At 62.1% G+C, this 14913-nt stretch carries 16 protein-coding genes; 7 read left to right on the top strand and 9 right to left on the bottom strand.

The genetic code is table 11. The annotated features are described in order from the left end of the window. Nucleotides 1–331: 331 nt before the first annotated feature. From AB5Y53_RS00855 to mepA, 4 genes are read right to left on the bottom strand one after another with little or no spacing between them, the layout of a single operon-like run. Complete coding sequence (locus tag AB5Y53_RS00855; protein WP_069785146.1) at nucleotides 332–949, bottom strand: TPM domain-containing protein; 618 nt, start codon at nucleotides 947–949, stop codon at nucleotides 332–334. Nucleotides 950–971: 22 nt separating this feature from the next. Beyond that, nucleotides 972–1706: a YgcG family protein gene (locus tag AB5Y53_RS00850; RefSeq protein ID WP_182936180.1), complete on the bottom strand. Its 735-nt coding sequence runs from the start codon at nucleotides 1704–1706 to the stop codon at nucleotides 972–974. Beyond that, nucleotides 1703–2308 carry a LemA family protein gene (locus AB5Y53_RS00845; protein ID WP_010675022.1) on the bottom strand — a complete coding sequence of 202 codons (606 nt, stop codon included), beginning with the start codon at nucleotides 2306–2308 and terminating at the stop codon, nucleotides 1703–1705. The genes AB5Y53_RS00850 and AB5Y53_RS00845 overlap by 4 nt, the downstream gene beginning before the upstream one ends. A gap of 42 nt (nucleotides 2309–2350) precedes the next feature. Further along, nucleotides 2351–3094 (bottom strand): penicillin-insensitive murein endopeptidase, encoded by a 744-nt coding sequence (gene mepA, locus AB5Y53_RS00840; protein WP_368180966.1) that lies wholly within the window; start codon nucleotides 3092–3094, stop codon nucleotides 2351–2353. Between the two features lie 180 nt (nucleotides 3095–3274). Between mepA and AB5Y53_RS00835 the strand changes: the two genes are divergently transcribed. Beyond that, on the top strand, nucleotides 3275–3817 hold the full coding sequence (locus AB5Y53_RS00835; protein ID WP_045524448.1) for a hypothetical protein: 543 nt from the start codon (nucleotides 3275–3277) through the stop codon (nucleotides 3815–3817). A 212-nt stretch (nucleotides 3818–4029) separates the two neighbouring features. Then, on the top strand, nucleotides 4030–4308 hold the full coding sequence (locus AB5Y53_RS00830; RefSeq protein ID WP_029314670.1) for an RNA-binding protein: 279 nt from the start codon (nucleotides 4030–4032) through the stop codon (nucleotides 4306–4308). A gap of 69 nt (nucleotides 4309–4377) precedes the next feature. On the opposite strand, the gene AB5Y53_RS00825 is transcribed toward AB5Y53_RS00830, so the two are convergent. Further along, nucleotides 4378–5277, bottom strand: coding sequence for an aldo/keto reductase family oxidoreductase (locus tag AB5Y53_RS00825; RefSeq protein ID WP_368180965.1), 900 nt, complete (start codon nucleotides 5275–5277; stop codon nucleotides 4378–4380). Nucleotides 5278–5443: 166 nt separating this feature from the next. Between AB5Y53_RS00825 and AB5Y53_RS00820 the strand changes: the two genes are divergently transcribed. From AB5Y53_RS00820 to ltaE, 3 genes are all read left to right on the top strand, one after another. Beyond that, entirely contained in the window at nucleotides 5444–5851 is a 408-nt protein-coding gene (locus AB5Y53_RS00820) for a transcriptional regulator (RefSeq protein ID WP_039038703.1), read from the top strand. A gap of 75 nt (nucleotides 5852–5926) precedes the next feature. Beyond that, nucleotides 5927–6634 (top strand): short-chain dehydrogenase, encoded by a 708-nt coding sequence (locus AB5Y53_RS00815; protein WP_368180964.1) that lies wholly within the window; start codon nucleotides 5927–5929, stop codon nucleotides 6632–6634. 86 nt (nucleotides 6635–6720) lie between these two features. Beyond that, entirely contained in the window at nucleotides 6721–7737 is a 1017-nt protein-coding gene (gene ltaE, locus AB5Y53_RS00810) for a low-specificity L-threonine aldolase (protein ID WP_368180963.1), read from the top strand. Between the two features lie 63 nt (nucleotides 7738–7800). On the opposite strand, the gene AB5Y53_RS00805 is transcribed toward ltaE, so the two are convergent. The 4 genes from AB5Y53_RS00805 to AB5Y53_RS00790 all read right to left on the bottom strand — a co-directional run bounded on the left by AB5Y53_RS00805 (nucleotide 7801) and on the right by AB5Y53_RS00790 (nucleotide 10910). Then, the gene (locus AB5Y53_RS00805; RefSeq protein ID WP_039038700.1) at nucleotides 7801–8232 is read right to left on the bottom strand and encodes a PAS domain-containing protein; all 432 of its coding nucleotides are present in this window, start codon (nucleotides 8230–8232) and stop codon (nucleotides 7801–7803) included. A 32-nt stretch (nucleotides 8233–8264) separates the two neighbouring features. Beyond that, entirely contained in the window at nucleotides 8265–9287 is a 1023-nt protein-coding gene (locus AB5Y53_RS00800; RefSeq protein ID WP_041211557.1) for a response regulator, read from the bottom strand. A 46-nt stretch (nucleotides 9288–9333) separates the two neighbouring features. Further along, nucleotides 9334–10278, bottom strand: a complete 945-nt coding sequence (locus tag AB5Y53_RS00795; RefSeq protein WP_103243009.1) for a LysR family transcriptional regulator — start codon at nucleotides 10276–10278, stop codon at nucleotides 9334–9336. An 83-nt stretch (nucleotides 10279–10361) separates the two neighbouring features. Further along, nucleotides 10362–10910: a DUF2982 domain-containing protein gene (locus tag AB5Y53_RS00790; protein WP_227263729.1), complete on the bottom strand. Its 549-nt coding sequence runs from the start codon at nucleotides 10908–10910 to the stop codon at nucleotides 10362–10364. A 322-nt stretch (nucleotides 10911–11232) separates the two neighbouring features. On the opposite strand from AB5Y53_RS00790, the gene AB5Y53_RS00785 reads away from it, so the two are divergent. Further along, nucleotides 11233–13173: a bifunctional diguanylate cyclase/phosphodiesterase gene (locus tag AB5Y53_RS00785; protein WP_039038812.1), complete on the top strand. Its 1941-nt coding sequence runs from the start codon at nucleotides 11233–11235 to the stop codon at nucleotides 13171–13173. A gap of 154 nt (nucleotides 13174–13327) precedes the next feature. After that, nucleotides 13328–14890: an AbgT family transporter gene (locus tag AB5Y53_RS00780; RefSeq protein ID WP_010675009.1), complete on the top strand. Its 1563-nt coding sequence runs from the start codon at nucleotides 13328–13330 to the stop codon at nucleotides 14888–14890. Nucleotides 14891–14913: the final 23 nt, after the last annotated feature.

Genomic DNA, 14913 nt, shown 5'->3' with positions numbered 1-14913 from the left:
TCGATACGTTGCCGTATACACACTTTCCAGGCGTGCTCCTTCAGCCACTCGGACACCTCACCAAATTTTTACTGCTTGAAGTGGCTTTCGGAGCATGCTGCGCGTGCATCCTTTTGCCGACTTCGTCGGTGGGCAGCCTCTCGGATGCCTCACCAAATTTCGGTCTGTGATTTAACGTGTTCAGCCAACACGGTGTTCGCTGCGCCGTTGCGCTGGAACGGGGCGTAATTTAGGGGAAAGGGCTGCCTGGGTCAACCACTTTTCCCCTTATTTTTCATAATCTTTATCGAGTGCCTATCCCTTGAACAGAATGCCGGTTTTTTAAGCCCGTTCAAGGCTTGTCGAGAATGATCAGGCTGTCAGGCAACTCGTTCTGATCCCGGGTTGCGGGGAAGGCGTCGGTCAGAATGGCGCTGGTGCGCTCCACGCACTCCAGGAACCCCTGCTCGACCTCCTTGTTGCGTACCCGAACCACGAAGTCGTCGATGATCTGCTGCCACAGGGTGTTGTCGATGTGCTGGGCGATCCCGTCGTCTACCAGGATCTCCACATAGTGCTCCGCCACCGAGACGAAGATGAGCACACCGAGCCGGTCCCGGGTGCGGTGAAGTCCCTGCTCGACAAACTGCAGGCGGGCCATCAGGGCGGCCCGGTGACGGCGTACCTTGTTGGGAATGAGCCGCATCTTGATGGGCGTCCAGTGGAACAGCAGGCTCAGCAGCAACCAGACCGACCACTGCACCAGCAGGATCTCGTACCAGCCAAGCCAGAAGCCGAGCTGGAAGACCAGCAGGGGGGTGAGCATGGCCAGCAGGGCGGCCCACAGGGTCGGGATATAGCGATAGCCATCGCTGGCCGGGGCCAGCACGGTGACCAGTTCGGCATCCGTGGCCTGCTCGGCCTGTCGAACCCTGGCCTGCAAGGTGTGGAAAAACTGTTTCGAAATCATCTTGTTGTCTCTTTTTCCCTGATTACCAACCGCCAGATGCACCGCCGCCGCCAAAGCTGCCGCCGCCACCACTGAAACCGCCACCACCACCGCCAGTGCGGCCGCCAAAAGAGCCGGCACCGAATCCACCGGCCATGTAGGCGGCCCGGCGACGTCCTCCCGGCCCACCGCCGCCGCCGCGTAGGTTGTGCAGCACGATCATCGCAATCACCACCAGGATGAAGAGCCAGGGACCTCCCTGCTTGTCGGCCTTGCTGGCGTGGTCCACGGGCTGATACTCCCCGGCCAGGGCCTGCATGATGCCCTGGCTGCCGGCGAGGATGCCGGCCACCATGTCACCGCGCTTGAAGGCGGGCAGGATCCGGGTCTGGATGATATTGGCGGCGATGGCGTCGGGCAGGGCACCTTCCAGGCCATAACCCACCTCGATGCGCACCTTGCGCTCGTCCTGGGCGATGATCAGCAGAACGCCGTTGTTCTTGCCTTTTTGGCCGATGCCCCAGTGGCGACCGAGCTGGTAGCCGTACTCTTCGATGGTATCCCCCGCCAGCGTGTCGATGGAGACCACCACCAGCTGGACGCCGCTGCGCTTTTCGAAGACGGCCAGTTGCTGTGCGAGTTGGTGGGCCTGCTTGCGGGACATCAGATTGGCCTCGTCCACCACCCGCCCGGTCAGGGCCGGGAAATCGGGGGCGGCATGCAGTGCCGTGGCACAGAGCAGCAGACAGAGCGCCAGCCAGTGTCTCATCACGTTCATTGGAAGCTGACCTTGGGCGCCTCATCGGCACCGGGTTTGGCGCTGAAGGTGGGTTTGGCTTCCAGATCGGAGTAAAGCAGCTTGGACCAGATGACCCCGGGGAAGGTACGGATCTCGGTATTGAACTGGCGTACTGCCTCGATGTAATCCCGTCTGGCCACCGCGATGCGATTCTCGGTGCCTTCCAGCTGGGCCTGCAGGGTCAGGAACTGTTGATCGGCCTTCAGATCCGGGTAGCGCTCGACCACTACCATCAGCCGGGAGAGGGCGCTGGAGAGCTGCTCCTGAGCCGCCTCGAACGCCTTGAGCTGGGAGGGGTCACTCACCTGCACGCTGCCGACTCGGGCACGGGCATCGGTGACCGCCTTGAGGGTCTCCTGTTCGTGGCTGGCGTACCCCTTGACGGTGGCCACCAGGTTGGGAATGAGATCGGCCCTGCGCTGGTACTGGTTCTCGACCTGTCCCCAGCTCGCTTTGACCTGCTCATCCAGGGTCGGAATGGTGTTCATGCCGCAGCCGGTCAAACCCAGCAGCAGGGTCAGGGTCAGCAGGGCACGGGTACCACGCTGCCAGAGTGAAGTGGCCATCTTGTTGTTCTCCATTGATATTTCTCTCGGAAATAGGTTCACCATAACAGCTTGTGGTCAGCCCTCACAACGCCTGGGTAACAGGGGCGCGCGGTAGCTCATCGACACTTTGGGCAGCTGGGGTTTGTCCTTGAGCCAGGAGGCCAGTTCCTCCCCACAGCCATTGCCGGGGGGAATGGGAGCCTGGGGCTGGCAGTCCGGACTGTTTGCCGGGCAGCGCAGGCGCACGTGAAAGTGGCTGAAGTGGCCGACCCAGGGGCGCAGCTTGCCGACCCAGGCTTCACCGGGTGCCTGTTTGCACACCTCGGCTTTGATGACGGGGTTGACGAAGATACGCGCCACCTCGGGGCGATCAGCCGCAAGGCGCAGCAGATTGAGCTGCCTGGGGCCGAATCGGCCGGGCAGCATCCGGTAGCTGGGTTCGTCGATCAGCGCCCACTCCCTGGGGGCATCCTGCTCCCAGCGGCTGATGGGTCTGTCAGCCATCCTGAACCAGATGTCGGCATCCAGGCCGGTCTGGTGGCTGCGATGACCTGAGGTAAAGGACCCCCCGTGCATCATGGCGAGGTCGGCGATATAGAGATCCGGCATGCCGGCCAGTCTGGTCTGGTTGGCCAGATGCTGCAGGTAATGGATGAGGTCGGGGTGACCGTAATAGCGCAGCCGTTTGGTGCGGATCACCTGATAACCAGGGCCTTCGAGGGGCAGGGCCACGGCATTTTTCAGGCAGCCGGCGGAGTAGCCGCCGATGGCCTCGGCATAGAGTGTGCTCGCGGACAAGAGCAGGGCGGTGGCGAACATGGGACTCCCGGGATGGCGCCCAGTGCGGGCTCAGACAGCCCCAAGCATACCAAGAGTGGCGGCTGGCCGTCATCCGTGTCGCGGTGGCGGTGGCGGTTGCATCGCGGCGCGTCGCTCGCGCACAATGCGCGGCAACGCAGCGACGGCAAGGCCGTTCGCATCACAGAAGGAGAAGAGAAGATGAGAGTCAGTGAGCTGGCAGCGCAAGAGAACGTGAGCTGGCTGATGCCCCCGGCCCGGCGGTTTTACGGGGTCATGATCTGCCTGTTGCTGGCGAGTCTCGCCACTGTGGTGGCCGCCCTCTGGCTGGGATATCCCGACATGGGCCTGCTGCCCTGGGTCGGGGTGGTCTTTGGCGGTATCGTGCTGGTGATGATGGTGTTGCCGCGCAACTGGCAGCGCTGGCGTCTGGCGGAGCTTGCCTGGGATGAACGCCATCTCTATCTGCTCAATGGCGGCGAAGACCGGGCCTTGGCGCTGCCCAGAGCCGTGCTGGTGGGCATGGAGCGGGATCGCAAGGTGGGACACGATGGCCAGTGGCTCGATTTCAGCCTGGATCTCGGGCTGGATGAGGTGACCCTGGCGACGGCCACCAGCCTGCTCGGGTTGTCCCGGGAAGGGACTCACGAAGTGGCCCCCGGGGTCTATCGATTCGGGTTCAAACGTGCCTGGCATGGGCGTCGTGCCCTCGGCACATTACTGGCCGAGCTGCACCCGGCCTGACTATTTTCTCGACAATTCATCCCAATGCTCAGATACTGCCTCTGATTCGATTTGATCTTTCCTGCTCCGATAGCCCAAGAGATCAAGGACTTGGGATACGAAGCTGGAAGTGCCATGGCATGATGCCGTGGCTGGTCCGGCAGGGGGGTTGTGCCCTTACTCCCAGGTCGGTGGATGCATAGATAAGGCACCTTGAATCGAGAGTGGATGGCATGAAGATTTACGTAGGTAATCTGTCGTACCGGATGACGGCCGACGAACTGACAACCGTGTTCAGCCAATTTGGGCAGGTAGACAAGGTCGATATCATCATCGACCGCGATACCGGTCAGTCCAAGGGGTTTGGTTTCATTGAAATGCCGGTCAATGGTGAGGCCGAGAAGGCCATCGCCGAGTTGCACGGCACCGAGGTCGGCGGCCGCACCATCACGGTCAATCAGGCCAAACCGAAGACGGATGCACCCCGTGGTCGCCCCCAGCGCCATCGTTGAATCGTCTCGATAACGGAAAACGGCATGGAATCCTCCATGCCGTTTTTGTTTTCAGGGTCTAGCGCAGACTCAGGGAACGTCATAACCCAGAGCGGCCTTGCGGATGCGGAACCACTGCTGGCGAGTGAGCTCAATGGACTCGGCTGCCACGGCGGCGGCGATCCGCTCCCGTTTGCCGGAGCCGATGAGGGGCAGCGGCTGACTCGGCAGCATCATCACCCAGGCGTAGACCACCTGCTCCAGACAGTCGGCGCCCACCTCCTGGCGGATCTGCTCGAGTTCCGACCGCAGCGGGGCATAGTCGGGGGCATGGAACAGCCGCCCGCCGCCAAGGCAGGACCAGGCCATGGGCTTGATGCGCAGTTGCTGGCATTGATCCAGGGCACCATCCAGCGTCCCCTCCTGATGGAGCGGGGAGATCTCCAGCTGGTTGGTGACCAGGGGGAAGGGCAGGCGGGATTGCAGCAGGGCGAACTGATGGGGCGTGAAGTTGGAGACCCCGGCGTGCTGGATCTTGCCTGCCTGCTTGAGGGTGATGAAGGCGTCGGCCACCTCGTCGGCGTTCATCAAGGGGTCGGGGCGATGGATCAGCAACAGATCCAGATGATCGGTGCCGAGCTTTTGCAAGGAGGCTTCGGCACTGGCGACGATGTGTCCCTTGCCGGTGTTGTAGTGATTCAGGGCGTGGGCCGGATTGGCGGTGAGGGCGATGCCGCACTTGCTGACGATCTCCATGCGATCGCGTAGGGAGGGTTCCAGGCGCAGGGCATGGCCGAAGGCCTCCTCGCACTGGTAGCCACCGTAGATGTCGGCGTGATCGATGGTGGTGACCCCGAGATCAAGGTGATATTTCATCAGGTCCAGCAGGGCGGCGGGGGAAAGCTGCCACTCCATCAGGCGCCAGTAGCCCATGATGAGGCGGGAGAAGGTGGGGCCTTGCTCATGCAGGGCCAGACGGGATACGGACATGGTGACTCCTCTGGAGATAAAAATGCGAAAAGAAAGGGGCAAAATCATGTGCCAGCATCTTGGTCTCTTCCGGCGGACAAGGCAATAATGCCCCCTTCGCGAATTCGAACTATGGTTCTGACTCCAACGGGTCAAGATCCCGGCGTCAGTGAGAGGAGAAGGGGTGATGGAAGGATTTGCCGCCAGGCTGCAAAGCCTGATCGGGGAGGGGAGCGTGAGCGCTTTTGCCCGCAAGGTGGGGTTGAGTGAAGCCCTGATCCGCAAGTATCTGAAAGGGGCCGAGCCCGGCCTTGGCAAGGCGAACCAGATTGCCATGGGGGCCAACTGCTCGCTGGAGTGGCTCGCCACCGGTTGCGGGTATCTCTATCGTCAGGCCGAGGTGGTGGACAGGGACGCTCTGGCGGCGGCGGGGGCGCTGGTGCAGGAGACCCGTCCGGGAAAGCCCATGCCGGACGAGGAGCAACTGGTGACCCTGCTCGCCTATTACCAGTTCCTGCGCAGCCACAAGCAGGCGGACGGTTTTCTGGACCTGGCCCGAGCGCGGGAGTTTGGGCGCCATCTGGCCGAGGCCTGAGCCTGACGGGTGCCCCCGGCAGTCCGCCATTCTTCTGATACCCTCTAAGCAGTGATCAAATCCAAGGACACGCAGATGAGCTATCTGATCCTGGGCAGTGGCGGGTTGGGCAGTGTGCTGGCACGGGAGCTGGCCAGAAGGGGCGAAGAGTGGTTGCTGGCGGGCAGGCAACTGCCCAGGGGGCTGGATCCCGCCTGCTACTTTCCGCTGCAGGAGGTGGACCCGCTCTCCTTCGAGGCCCTCTTCACCCTCTATGACAGCACCACCCTGCCGACGGTGGTGATCAACACCATAGGCCTGCTCCATGATCTTGCCCACATGCCGGAGCGGCGGGTGGAGGAGGTGACCCCCCAATGGCTCGAAGAGAGTCTGCTGGCCAATGCCTGGCCCCACCTGGCCCTTGGTGCCAACCTCAGCCGGCGCATGATGCCCCAGAGCACGCTCTGGCTCTGCACCCTCTCGGATCGGGCGGGATGCCTGGAGGAGGGGGGCGAGGAGGCCATGTGCCACTACAGCTACCGCATGAGCAAGGCCGCCCTCAACATGGGGTCCCGGATCCTGGCGGGTGAGTGGGCCGGACGTTTTCCAGGCGCCGGTGTCATCACCGTGCATCCCGGCCTCATGAATACCCCCATGCAGCAACCTTTTCTTCAGGAGATGGATCCCGCCCTGCTGCAGGATCCCGCCGAGGTCGCCGTCCGCCTGCTGGATCTGATGGCCACACTGACGCCCGCGCACTCGGGCCGTTTCGTGGACCTGCACGGTCAGTCGCTGCCCTGGTGAGCCGCCGGGCTCACATTCCCGCTTGCCGTTTCTTGCCAGCCGGGTTCCGGCTGGTTAATGTCATCGTCCTGCATCAGGAGGATGACATGCGCTATATCGATTTACGAAGTGATACCGTGACCCAACCCACGGAAGCCATGCGCCAGAGCATGCTGCATGCCGAGGTGGGAGACGATGTCTATGGGGAAGATCCCAGCATCAATGCGCTGGAGCGCCGCGGCGCCGAACTGCTTGGCAAGGAGGCGGCCCTGTTCGTGCCCTCCGGCACCATGTCCAACCTGCTGGCCATGATGAGTCACTGCCAGCGTGGGGAAGGGGCCGTGCTGGGGGCGGCTTCCCACATCTATCGCTACGAGGCCCAGGGCTCTGCCGTGCTGGGCTCGGTGGCCCTGCAATCCGTCCCCATGCAGGCGGACGGCACCCTGGCCCTCGAGGATGTGCGGGGGGCCATCGCTCCCGATGATCCCCATTTCGTCCAGACGCGCCTCGTCTGCCTGGAAAATACCCATAATGGCAAGGTGCTGCCATTGACCTACCTGCGCGCTATGCGCGAATTCGTCGACGAGAAGGGGCTGAAGCTTCACCTGGACGGGGCTCGCCTCTTCAATGCGGTGGTGGCAAGCGGGGAGCCGGTGGCCGCCATCGCGGCGCCTTTTGACAGCATCTCCGTCTGCCTCTCCAAGGGACTGGGAGCACCGGTGGGTTCCCTGCTGGTGGGATCGGCTGCGTTCATCGCCCGCGCCAGACGGCTGCGCAAGATGCTGGGGGGCGGCATGCGCCAGGGAGGGATCCTGGCCCAGGCCGCCCTGTTCGCGCTGGATCAGCACGTTGCCCGGCTGGCGGATGATCATCGCCGCGCCAGGCGTCTGGCAGAGGGGCTGGCCGCGTTGCCAGGCATCACACTCAACATGGGTGAGGTGCAGACCAACATGGTATTCCTGCGTCTGACTCAGAGGGATCCCGCCACCTTGCTGGGTTTCATGAAGGAGCGCGGTATTCTCTTCTCCGGCTACGGGGAGCTCAGGCTGGTGACCCACCTGCAGATCACCGATGATGACATTGACGAGGTGATCGACGCCTTCACCGAGTACCTGAGTGGTTGACGCCATTCCCCATCGCAACAACAAGGGCGCCATCGGGCGCCCTTGTTGTCATGGCAGGGTCGGTCATCCCTGGCGCTGGCCGGTGATCAGCATGGCCTCGTCGGTGGCGTCATAGATCATGATGGCCAGGTGGGTGACCTCTCCGGCGAAGTCGGCCAGCGGCACCAGGGTCAGGTTCTGGTACATGTAGGGGGCCGATCCCGTGATGGGGCGGTAGTTGGAGAAGCGCAACAGGTAGGGGCGCTGCTCCCAGGTGCTGAAGGCACGGTTGTTGAGCTTGAACACCATGTTGGCCTTGCGCTCGAACCAGGCCTTGTCCACATCGGGGAAGAGCGAGAACAGCCCTTGATCGCGCACCTCGCCTGCCAACCGGCCGCTGTGACTCTCCATGAAGCCGTTCCACACCTGGATCCGGTACTCCCTGTCGAGCACGACCAGCCCCACGTCCAGATTCTGGACGATGTTCATCAGCCAATGAAATTCCCGAATGTCCATGGTCACTCCTGGTGGTTGCTGCCGCGGGACGGTCACAGCATGTGCATGATCTTGTTGTTCATGGTGGCGATGGAATCTTCGGTAAACAGCAGCAAGAGATCGCACTGCACCGCATAGCCCTGCACCCGATAGTTGATCTCGATGGCCAGAGTGCGGCGCCAGCGGCTCTGGTTGGTCCGAATGAGATCCTGAATGGGCCTGTGCTGGCCCAGCACCACGGGGTGACCCTGGCTAAAAGGGGTGTCGAGCTGGTTGGCGTAGCCGCGCAAGAAGGCGCCAATCAGCACGTTGGCGGTGTCCATCAGCAGTTCCAGCTCGGCGCCGTGATCCAGCTCCCCCTGATGATTCATCAGGCGTGCCAGGTCCTGGAAGCTGGCATCGTGGAACAGCAGCAGGGCCTCCCCGGCGATCCCGGCCCCGATGAAGCCCTGGCAGACCGCAGAGAGCGTCTCCGACTCGGCGGCGGCCGAGAGCGCCATGTGCAGCTCGGAGACCTCCAGCACGTTGACGTTGGGGATGGGGAGCAGCACGAAGGCGCCGAGCAGGCGGGCCAGCAGATCCGCCCCCTGGCCCATGGCGACGTTGGCCAGCTCCTGATAGACATCCCGCAGCTCGGGGGTGAACTGGATGCTGCTCTGGGCAGCCTGGTGGCTGGCGACGGGCTGGGGCTGGATGGCCGTCACCTGGGTGGCCGATTGCCACAGACCGTGGCGCTTGAGCAGGGCAAGGAGGGTGTCCGGGGAGGCCGGCTTCTTGATGAAATCGAGGGCGCCAAGGGCCATGACACGCTCATGGGCTTCCGGCTGGATGTCGCCGGAGACCACGATCACCTTGCTGCGCACCCCCTCTCGCTTGAGGGTCTCGAGAACCCCATATCCGTCCATCTCCGGCATGGTGAGATCGAGAAAGATCAGGTCCCCGTGCCCCATCAGGATCTGCTCGACCCCTTCCAGTCCGTCCGCGGCCTGGTGCAAGGTGACACCCCAATCGGCGGGCAGGGCGCGCACCAGCTGTTTGCGCGCGAACCCGGAGTCATCACATATCAATACATTCATAGTGTTAGCCGACCTGTGCAACGAGGATTGCGCTAAGTGTGGGTCATCAGCCGTCAGATGCAACGGGCAGCGGCTGCGCCGGTGAAAATTGATCGTTCTGCTGGCGGGTACGATAGCGCTCGGAGTGCTTCTCGACGAAATCGGCGAACATCTTAACACGCAACGGGGTGAACCGGGGCTGGCAATGGAGCATGTAGAAGGGACGTTTTCCCGACTGCCAGTCCGGCAGGACGGGGACGAGCTGACCATCTTGCAGGAAGGGGTGCACATAGTGCTGCGGGGCGTTGACGATACCGAGGTGGCGCTGGGCTGCCCGCACGGCGGCCTGGGTCTGGTCGATGCAAAGGCGGGGTGTGCGCTTGATGCAGACCGTCTGTTCGTCCCGCCCGCTCAGTTGCCAGTGCTGGTGGGGCCAGCAGTAGATGAGATCGTGTTCTTCCAGCTGGGTCGGGTGGGAGGGCACCCCCATCTTCTCCAGATAGAGGGGGGAGGCGAACAGACCGTACTGGATGTGACCCAGACAGAGGGCGTTGGGCAGGGTCTGGGGAAGTTCGCCGTTGAAAAAGACCAGGTCCCTGTCCTGATCCGCCTGGAGGGCATGATCGTTGGATTGGCGGATGTCGAATTGTACCCCGGGATAGCGCAGGCCGAAGTCCACCAGCATGTCGACCAGGATGGTGTTGGAGAGGGCGATGGGGGCCGCGAGGCGGATGAGGCCGCTGATGTCCGTCTCCTCACCCCGAATTTCGCCGGTGGCCTGCTCTATTTCCGCAAGGGGGGTACAGAGGCGCTCGTAATAGCGCAGTCCTTCGTCCGTGAGACGCAGCTTGCGGGTGGATCTGTGCAGCAGGCTGCATCCGAGCTGCTCTTCCAGTTGGGAGATACGTCGACTGATGGTGCCGGTCGGCATGCCCAGCGCAGCGGCGGCGTGGGAGAAACCGCCCTCTTGCACCACCTTGACGAACAGATAGAACTCTTCGATGTACTTCATAAGCGGTTTTAGGGGGTGTTCTGGCTGTAACAAGCCAGTGACCTTATGAAGAGTCACCGGGCTTGGCAAGCGCAATCCGGCGTTTAATTGATCTGGATTAGATTCGACTCGCGCTGGTATTGCTGGAGCAGATGGACGAAATCTTCCGGGGATCTGTCCAGGCTGTTGTCGGGCACCAGCAGATCGTACCCCAGCAGATCACGCAGCCGTGCCATGCGGTTGCCGAGCATGGCGATCACCCCCTCATAGCGCTGGCCGGAGGGTGAGCAGAAGCGGCTCTCCTCCAGCAGTCCCTCTCCCAGGAGCCCACTGCCGCACCCTCCGGTCGGGCAGTTGGAGCGCTCGCTTCGCATGGCCTGCATCAGCACGGCGCGCTGCTCGGTGAGCAGACGGACGGCGAGCCGGGGTGTGATCAGCGTCAAAAAAGCGTCGTAATCCTTTATTTTCAAGCCGATGTAGGGCAGCTCCACTAGATCCCACCCCAAATGGATACGTGGTTGGTCAATTCGCTGAATATTTCTCCATTTCAGGATCCAGCCGCCGTACTTGTGATGGTATTGCAGGCAGTCCTGACACAAAGAGAGACTAAAATGAGGCTCGCCCAGTTTCCAAACCCCGACAAGAATTGTCATTAGGCCCGCCAGGAGGAGGGAAATGGCGGGGATTAGTAGTTGTTCACGAAGAAAAAAAAGTATAAAAATCATAGCAATGGTTATCACCATGCCCAACAATACCAGTGTGAGTCCATTTCTTCGTACCATGGGGATCACATGTAGCGTTTTCATATGATTTCGGCCTTTTTTCATCCGTTTGTTATCCGATTATGGGCCGGAACGGATTTTGTACCAGCGTGAATACTCCTGTCAGGGGGCGCAAGCGACTGGTTCGACCATGAGCTTTCAGCATGAATCATCACTCAACATGAATACGCTAGACGAACGCCTGCTCACCGTGATGGATGTCCTCCACACGCCGGTCTGGGTCTATGACATCCAGCGTCATCATATTTACTGGGCCAACGATGCTGCCCTCGGGCTCTGGGAGGCGAGCTCCCTGGCCGAGCTGAAGTCCCGGGATTTCTCCGCCGACATGGCCGCCGCCATCGATCTGCTACTGCAGCGCTATCTCGGTGATTTCCAGCAGGAGCGCAGTTACAACGAGTGGTGGACCCTCTCGCCCAAGGGGGTCAAGAAGCAGGTCTATCTGCGTCTTTCCGGGATCCAGCTTGCCGGAAGGCAGATGATGATGGCGGAAGCGGTCATCGATGCCGACACCCTCTATCAGGAGTCCTCCCTCGCCACCGGCGACACCCTGGCCTGTCTCTTTGACAACGAGGGGCGCCTAGAGAGCGGCAACCATCACTTCGACATGTGCTTTGGCACCGGCATTCTGACGCTGCCCCAGATCTTCTCCGGTGCGGACGAGGCCTTCTATCGTCGCCTCTCCCGTCTGGACGAAGTGGTGGCCGAAGGGGAGTGTCGCACCCAGAAGGGGATGCGCTGGTTCCAGTACCAGTTTCGCCATATCCAGCAGGGGGCACGGATCCTGCTGACCATGCGGGACATCACGGATCGCAAGCTCGAAGAGCTGGAGCATCGACACCTGGCCTGGCACGACTCCCTCACCGGGTTGCTCAATCGCTACGGCCTGATGAAATCCCTGGAAGCCTATTGCGGCCTCGGGGGGCGCTTTGCCCTGGTGTTCATGGATCTGGACAACTTCAAGCTGGTCAATGACAACTACGGCCACAAGGCCGGGGATCGCCTGCTGGAGCGGGTCGCCGGACGGCTCAAGCAGATCTGCCCGCGGGACGTGGAGCTGGCGCGCCTTGGCGGGGATGAGTTCACCGCCCTGGTGCCCCTCAACCAGGCGAGCGATCGGGCCCAGGAGGTGGCGGATCTCATGCTCTCCCAGATGAGCAAGCCACTGCAGCTGAGCGGTGTCCCCGAGGTCACCATCGGCGGCAGCATCGGCATCGCCATCTACCCGGACGACGCGGATGATGGCGACAACCTCATCACCCGTGCCGACATGGCCATGTACCAGGCCAAGCAGATGGGGCGGCTTCGCTGGCAGCGCTTCACCCCCAGCATGCAGCAGAGCCTGCATCGCAAGCTGACCCTCAAGCAGTTTCTGGCCAAGGCCGTCGGTCGGGGGGAGCTCAGCCTGCGCTATCAGCCCCAGGTGGATGTGGCGCAAGGTCGGGTCATCGGTTTCGAGGCCCTGGTACGCTGGTACAATCCCGTGCTTGGCCATGTGTCGCCGGCGGAGTTCATTCCGCTGGCCGAAGAGATGGGGCTCATCCGGGAAATCGGAAGCTGGGTACTTTCCACCGCATTGGCCCAGATGGGGGAGTGGCAGCGACAGGATGGGGTGAGGGTGCCGGTGTCGGTCAATCTCTCGGGCTTCCAGCTCTCTGCCAGTTTGCCGGAGCTGGTGGCCCAACTGCTCGAGGCATTCTCGGTGGAGGCGGCGCTGCTGACCCTGGAGCTGACCGAGACGGTGCTGATGCTCGACATGAAGGGGTGCATCGAGATCCTCGACGCCCTGAGCGAGCAGGGGATCAAGATCGCCATCGACGACTTCGGGACGGGCTACTCCTCCCTGGCCTACCTCAACCGGTTGCCGATCGACACCATCAAGCTGGACCGCTCCTTCGTGGTGGGGCTCAACCTGCCGGTGATCCGGGCGACGGTGGCCATGGCCACCAGTCTGGGGCTCGGGATCCTGGCGGAAGGGGTGGAGGAGGAGCACGAGCTTGCGGCCCTGCAGACCCAGGGTTGCCATGTCTTCCAGGGATTTCTGTTCAGCCGTCCCATGACCCCGGAAGAGGTGGCGGCGGCGGGGTTCGCAGTACAGTGTCGGCTGGGTCGCTATCCCCTCGCAAACCATTGAGCAAGTTGTCGATAAATGTGCGGCATCTCCCATTTATGAAGTGCGAGATGCCAAATTAAACATAATTAATCGAATTTTTGTCTCATATCATGGGATCCATTAGACGTTATCGCTAGTATGCGCGCTCATTCCTTGGTAATGGAGTATCACCATAATGAGTCAAGCTGCAGTGAACGAGCGTCCGGCCCCTCCCAACGGCTGGTTGAACCGCTTTCTGAACGGGGTCGAGAAGGCGGGCAACAAGCTGCCGGATCCCGCCATGCTCTTCCTCTATGCCTTGCTGATCGTCTGGGTCGGCTCCTGGATAGGCTCCCAGTTCTCCTTCGATCTGGTCAATCCCCGCACCGGAGAGGCCGTGGTCATCAACAACCTGTTGACCGGGGCAGGGCTGGCGGACTTTCTCGCCAGCATGGTCACCACGTTCACCGGGTTTGCTCCCCTTGGCATCGTGCTGGTGGCCATGCTGGGGGTCGGGGTGGCTGAACAGTCCGGTTTCATCAACACCGGGCTCAAGAAGCTGCTCAAGGTGACGCCGGCGCGCTTTCTGACCCCCATGCTGATCCTGGTGGCCATCGTCAGCCATACCGCCGCCGATGCGGGCTATGTGCTGGTGATCCCCATTGGCGGCATCATCTTCCATGCGGCGGGTCGCCACCCGCTGGCGGGGATTGCTGCGGCCTTTGCCGGGGTTTCCGGCGGGTTTGCCGCCAACTTCCTGCCCTCCGGCGGGGATGCGCTGCTTCAGGGGTTCACCCAGTCCGCAGCCCAGTTGTTCGACCCTGACTACATGGTCAACACCCTGTGCAATATCATCTTCACCGGCGCTTCTTCCTTGCTGATCATCTGCGTGGGCTGGTTTGTCACCGAGAAGATTGTCGAGCCGCGCCTCAAGCAAGTGCCCCTCAACGAGGATCTGGAGAGCGCCGACGAGATGGGTCGTTACAGCGCCCAGGAGAGCCGGGCCTTCAACTGGGCCGGGTTCGCCATGCTGGCGGCCGTGGTGCTGCTGGGGCTGGCGCTGGCCCCCGGCGACTCGCCGATGCGGGCACCGGACGGTTCCCTCACCACCTTCGCCGCGCCGGTGATGAAGTCCATCGTGCCCCTCATTTTCCTGCTCTTCATCCTGCCCGGGATCGTCTATGGCTTTGTCGCTGGCAGCTTCAAGAGCGGTAAGGATGTGATCGACGCCATGTCCGCCACCATGAACAAGATGGGCTCCTACATGGTGATGGCCTTCTTCTGCGCCCTCTTCATCAAGGCGTTCGGGGATTCCAACCTCGGTACCCTGCTGGCGCTCTCCGGTGCCGAGGTGCTTCACGCCCTGGCGTTGCCGGGAGAGGTGACCATCGTCGGCATCATACTGCTGACGGCCACCGTCAACCTGGTGGTGGGCTCGGCCTCCGCCAAGTGGGCCCTCATCAGCCCCATCCTGGTGCCCATGCTGATGGCGGTGGGGATCTCGCCCGAGCTGACTCAGGCCGCGTATCGGGTGGGTGATTCCGCCTCCAACATCATCACCCCGCTGATGGTCTTCTTCCCCCTGGTGGTGGTCTATTGCCAGCAGTATGTGAAGAGCACAGGCATCGGCACCCTGGTCTCCATGATGCTGCCTTACTCCCTGGCCTTCCTGGTGAGCTGGACGGGTTTCCTGCTGCTCTACTGGGCGCTGGGGTTCCCGCTTGGGCTGCAGGCCCCCTATGTCTATCCTGCCCCTTGAGGGTGACGGGGGGCCTTGGGCCC

The organism is Aeromonas sp. R7-5 (genome assembly GCF_040908015.1).
Taxonomy (GTDB): domain Bacteria; phylum Pseudomonadota; class Gammaproteobacteria; order Enterobacterales; family Aeromonadaceae; genus Aeromonas; species Aeromonas caviae.
The sequence above is the reverse complement of the archived record's forward strand: the minus strand, read 5'-3'. Positions and strand labels throughout refer to the sequence as shown.

Excerpts from the sequence above, each read along its gene's own strand:
- ltaE (WP_368180963.1), top strand. The coding sequence starts at position 6,721 with ATGCGCTATATCGATTTACGAAGTGATACCGTGACCCAACCCACGGAA.
- mepA (WP_368180966.1), bottom strand. The coding sequence starts at position 3,094 with ATGTTCGCCACCGCCCTGCTCTTGTCCGCGAGCACACTCTATGCCGAG.
- AB5Y53_RS00845 (WP_010675022.1), bottom strand. The coding sequence starts at position 2,308 with ATGGAGAACAACAAGATGGCCACTTCACTCTGGCAGCGTGGTACCCGT.
- AB5Y53_RS00790 (WP_227263729.1), bottom strand. The coding sequence starts at position 10,910 with ATGACAATTCTTGTCGGGGTTTGGAAACTGGGCGAGCCTCATTTTAGT.
- AB5Y53_RS00825 (WP_368180965.1), bottom strand. The coding sequence starts at position 5,277 with ATGTCCGTATCCCGTCTGGCCCTGCATGAGCAAGGCCCCACCTTCTCC.
- AB5Y53_RS00805 (WP_039038700.1), bottom strand. The coding sequence starts at position 8,232 with ATGGACATTCGGGAATTTCATTGGCTGATGAACATCGTCCAGAATCTG.
- AB5Y53_RS00795 (WP_103243009.1), bottom strand. The coding sequence starts at position 10,278 with ATGAAGTACATCGAAGAGTTCTATCTGTTCGTCAAGGTGGTGCAAGAG.
- AB5Y53_RS00785 (WP_039038812.1), top strand. The coding sequence starts at position 11,233 with ATGGATGTCCTCCACACGCCGGTCTGGGTCTATGACATCCAGCGTCAT.
- AB5Y53_RS00850 (WP_182936180.1), bottom strand. The coding sequence starts at position 1,706 with ATGAACGTGATGAGACACTGGCTGGCGCTCTGTCTGCTGCTCTGTGCC.
- AB5Y53_RS00835 (WP_045524448.1), top strand. The coding sequence starts at position 3,275 with ATGAGAGTCAGTGAGCTGGCAGCGCAAGAGAACGTGAGCTGGCTGATG.
- AB5Y53_RS00780 (WP_010675009.1), top strand. The coding sequence starts at position 13,328 with ATGAGTCAAGCTGCAGTGAACGAGCGTCCGGCCCCTCCCAACGGCTGG.
- AB5Y53_RS00815 (WP_368180964.1), top strand. The coding sequence starts at position 5,927 with ATGAGCTATCTGATCCTGGGCAGTGGCGGGTTGGGCAGTGTGCTGGCA.
- AB5Y53_RS00855 (WP_069785146.1), bottom strand. The coding sequence starts at position 949 with ATGATTTCGAAACAGTTTTTCCACACCTTGCAGGCCAGGGTTCGACAG.
- AB5Y53_RS00800 (WP_041211557.1), bottom strand. The coding sequence starts at position 9,287 with ATGAATGTATTGATATGTGATGACTCCGGGTTCGCGCGCAAACAGCTG.
- AB5Y53_RS00830 (WP_029314670.1), top strand. The coding sequence starts at position 4,030 with ATGAAGATTTACGTAGGTAATCTGTCGTACCGGATGACGGCCGACGAA.
- AB5Y53_RS00820 (WP_039038703.1), top strand. The coding sequence starts at position 5,444 with ATGGAAGGATTTGCCGCCAGGCTGCAAAGCCTGATCGGGGAGGGGAGC.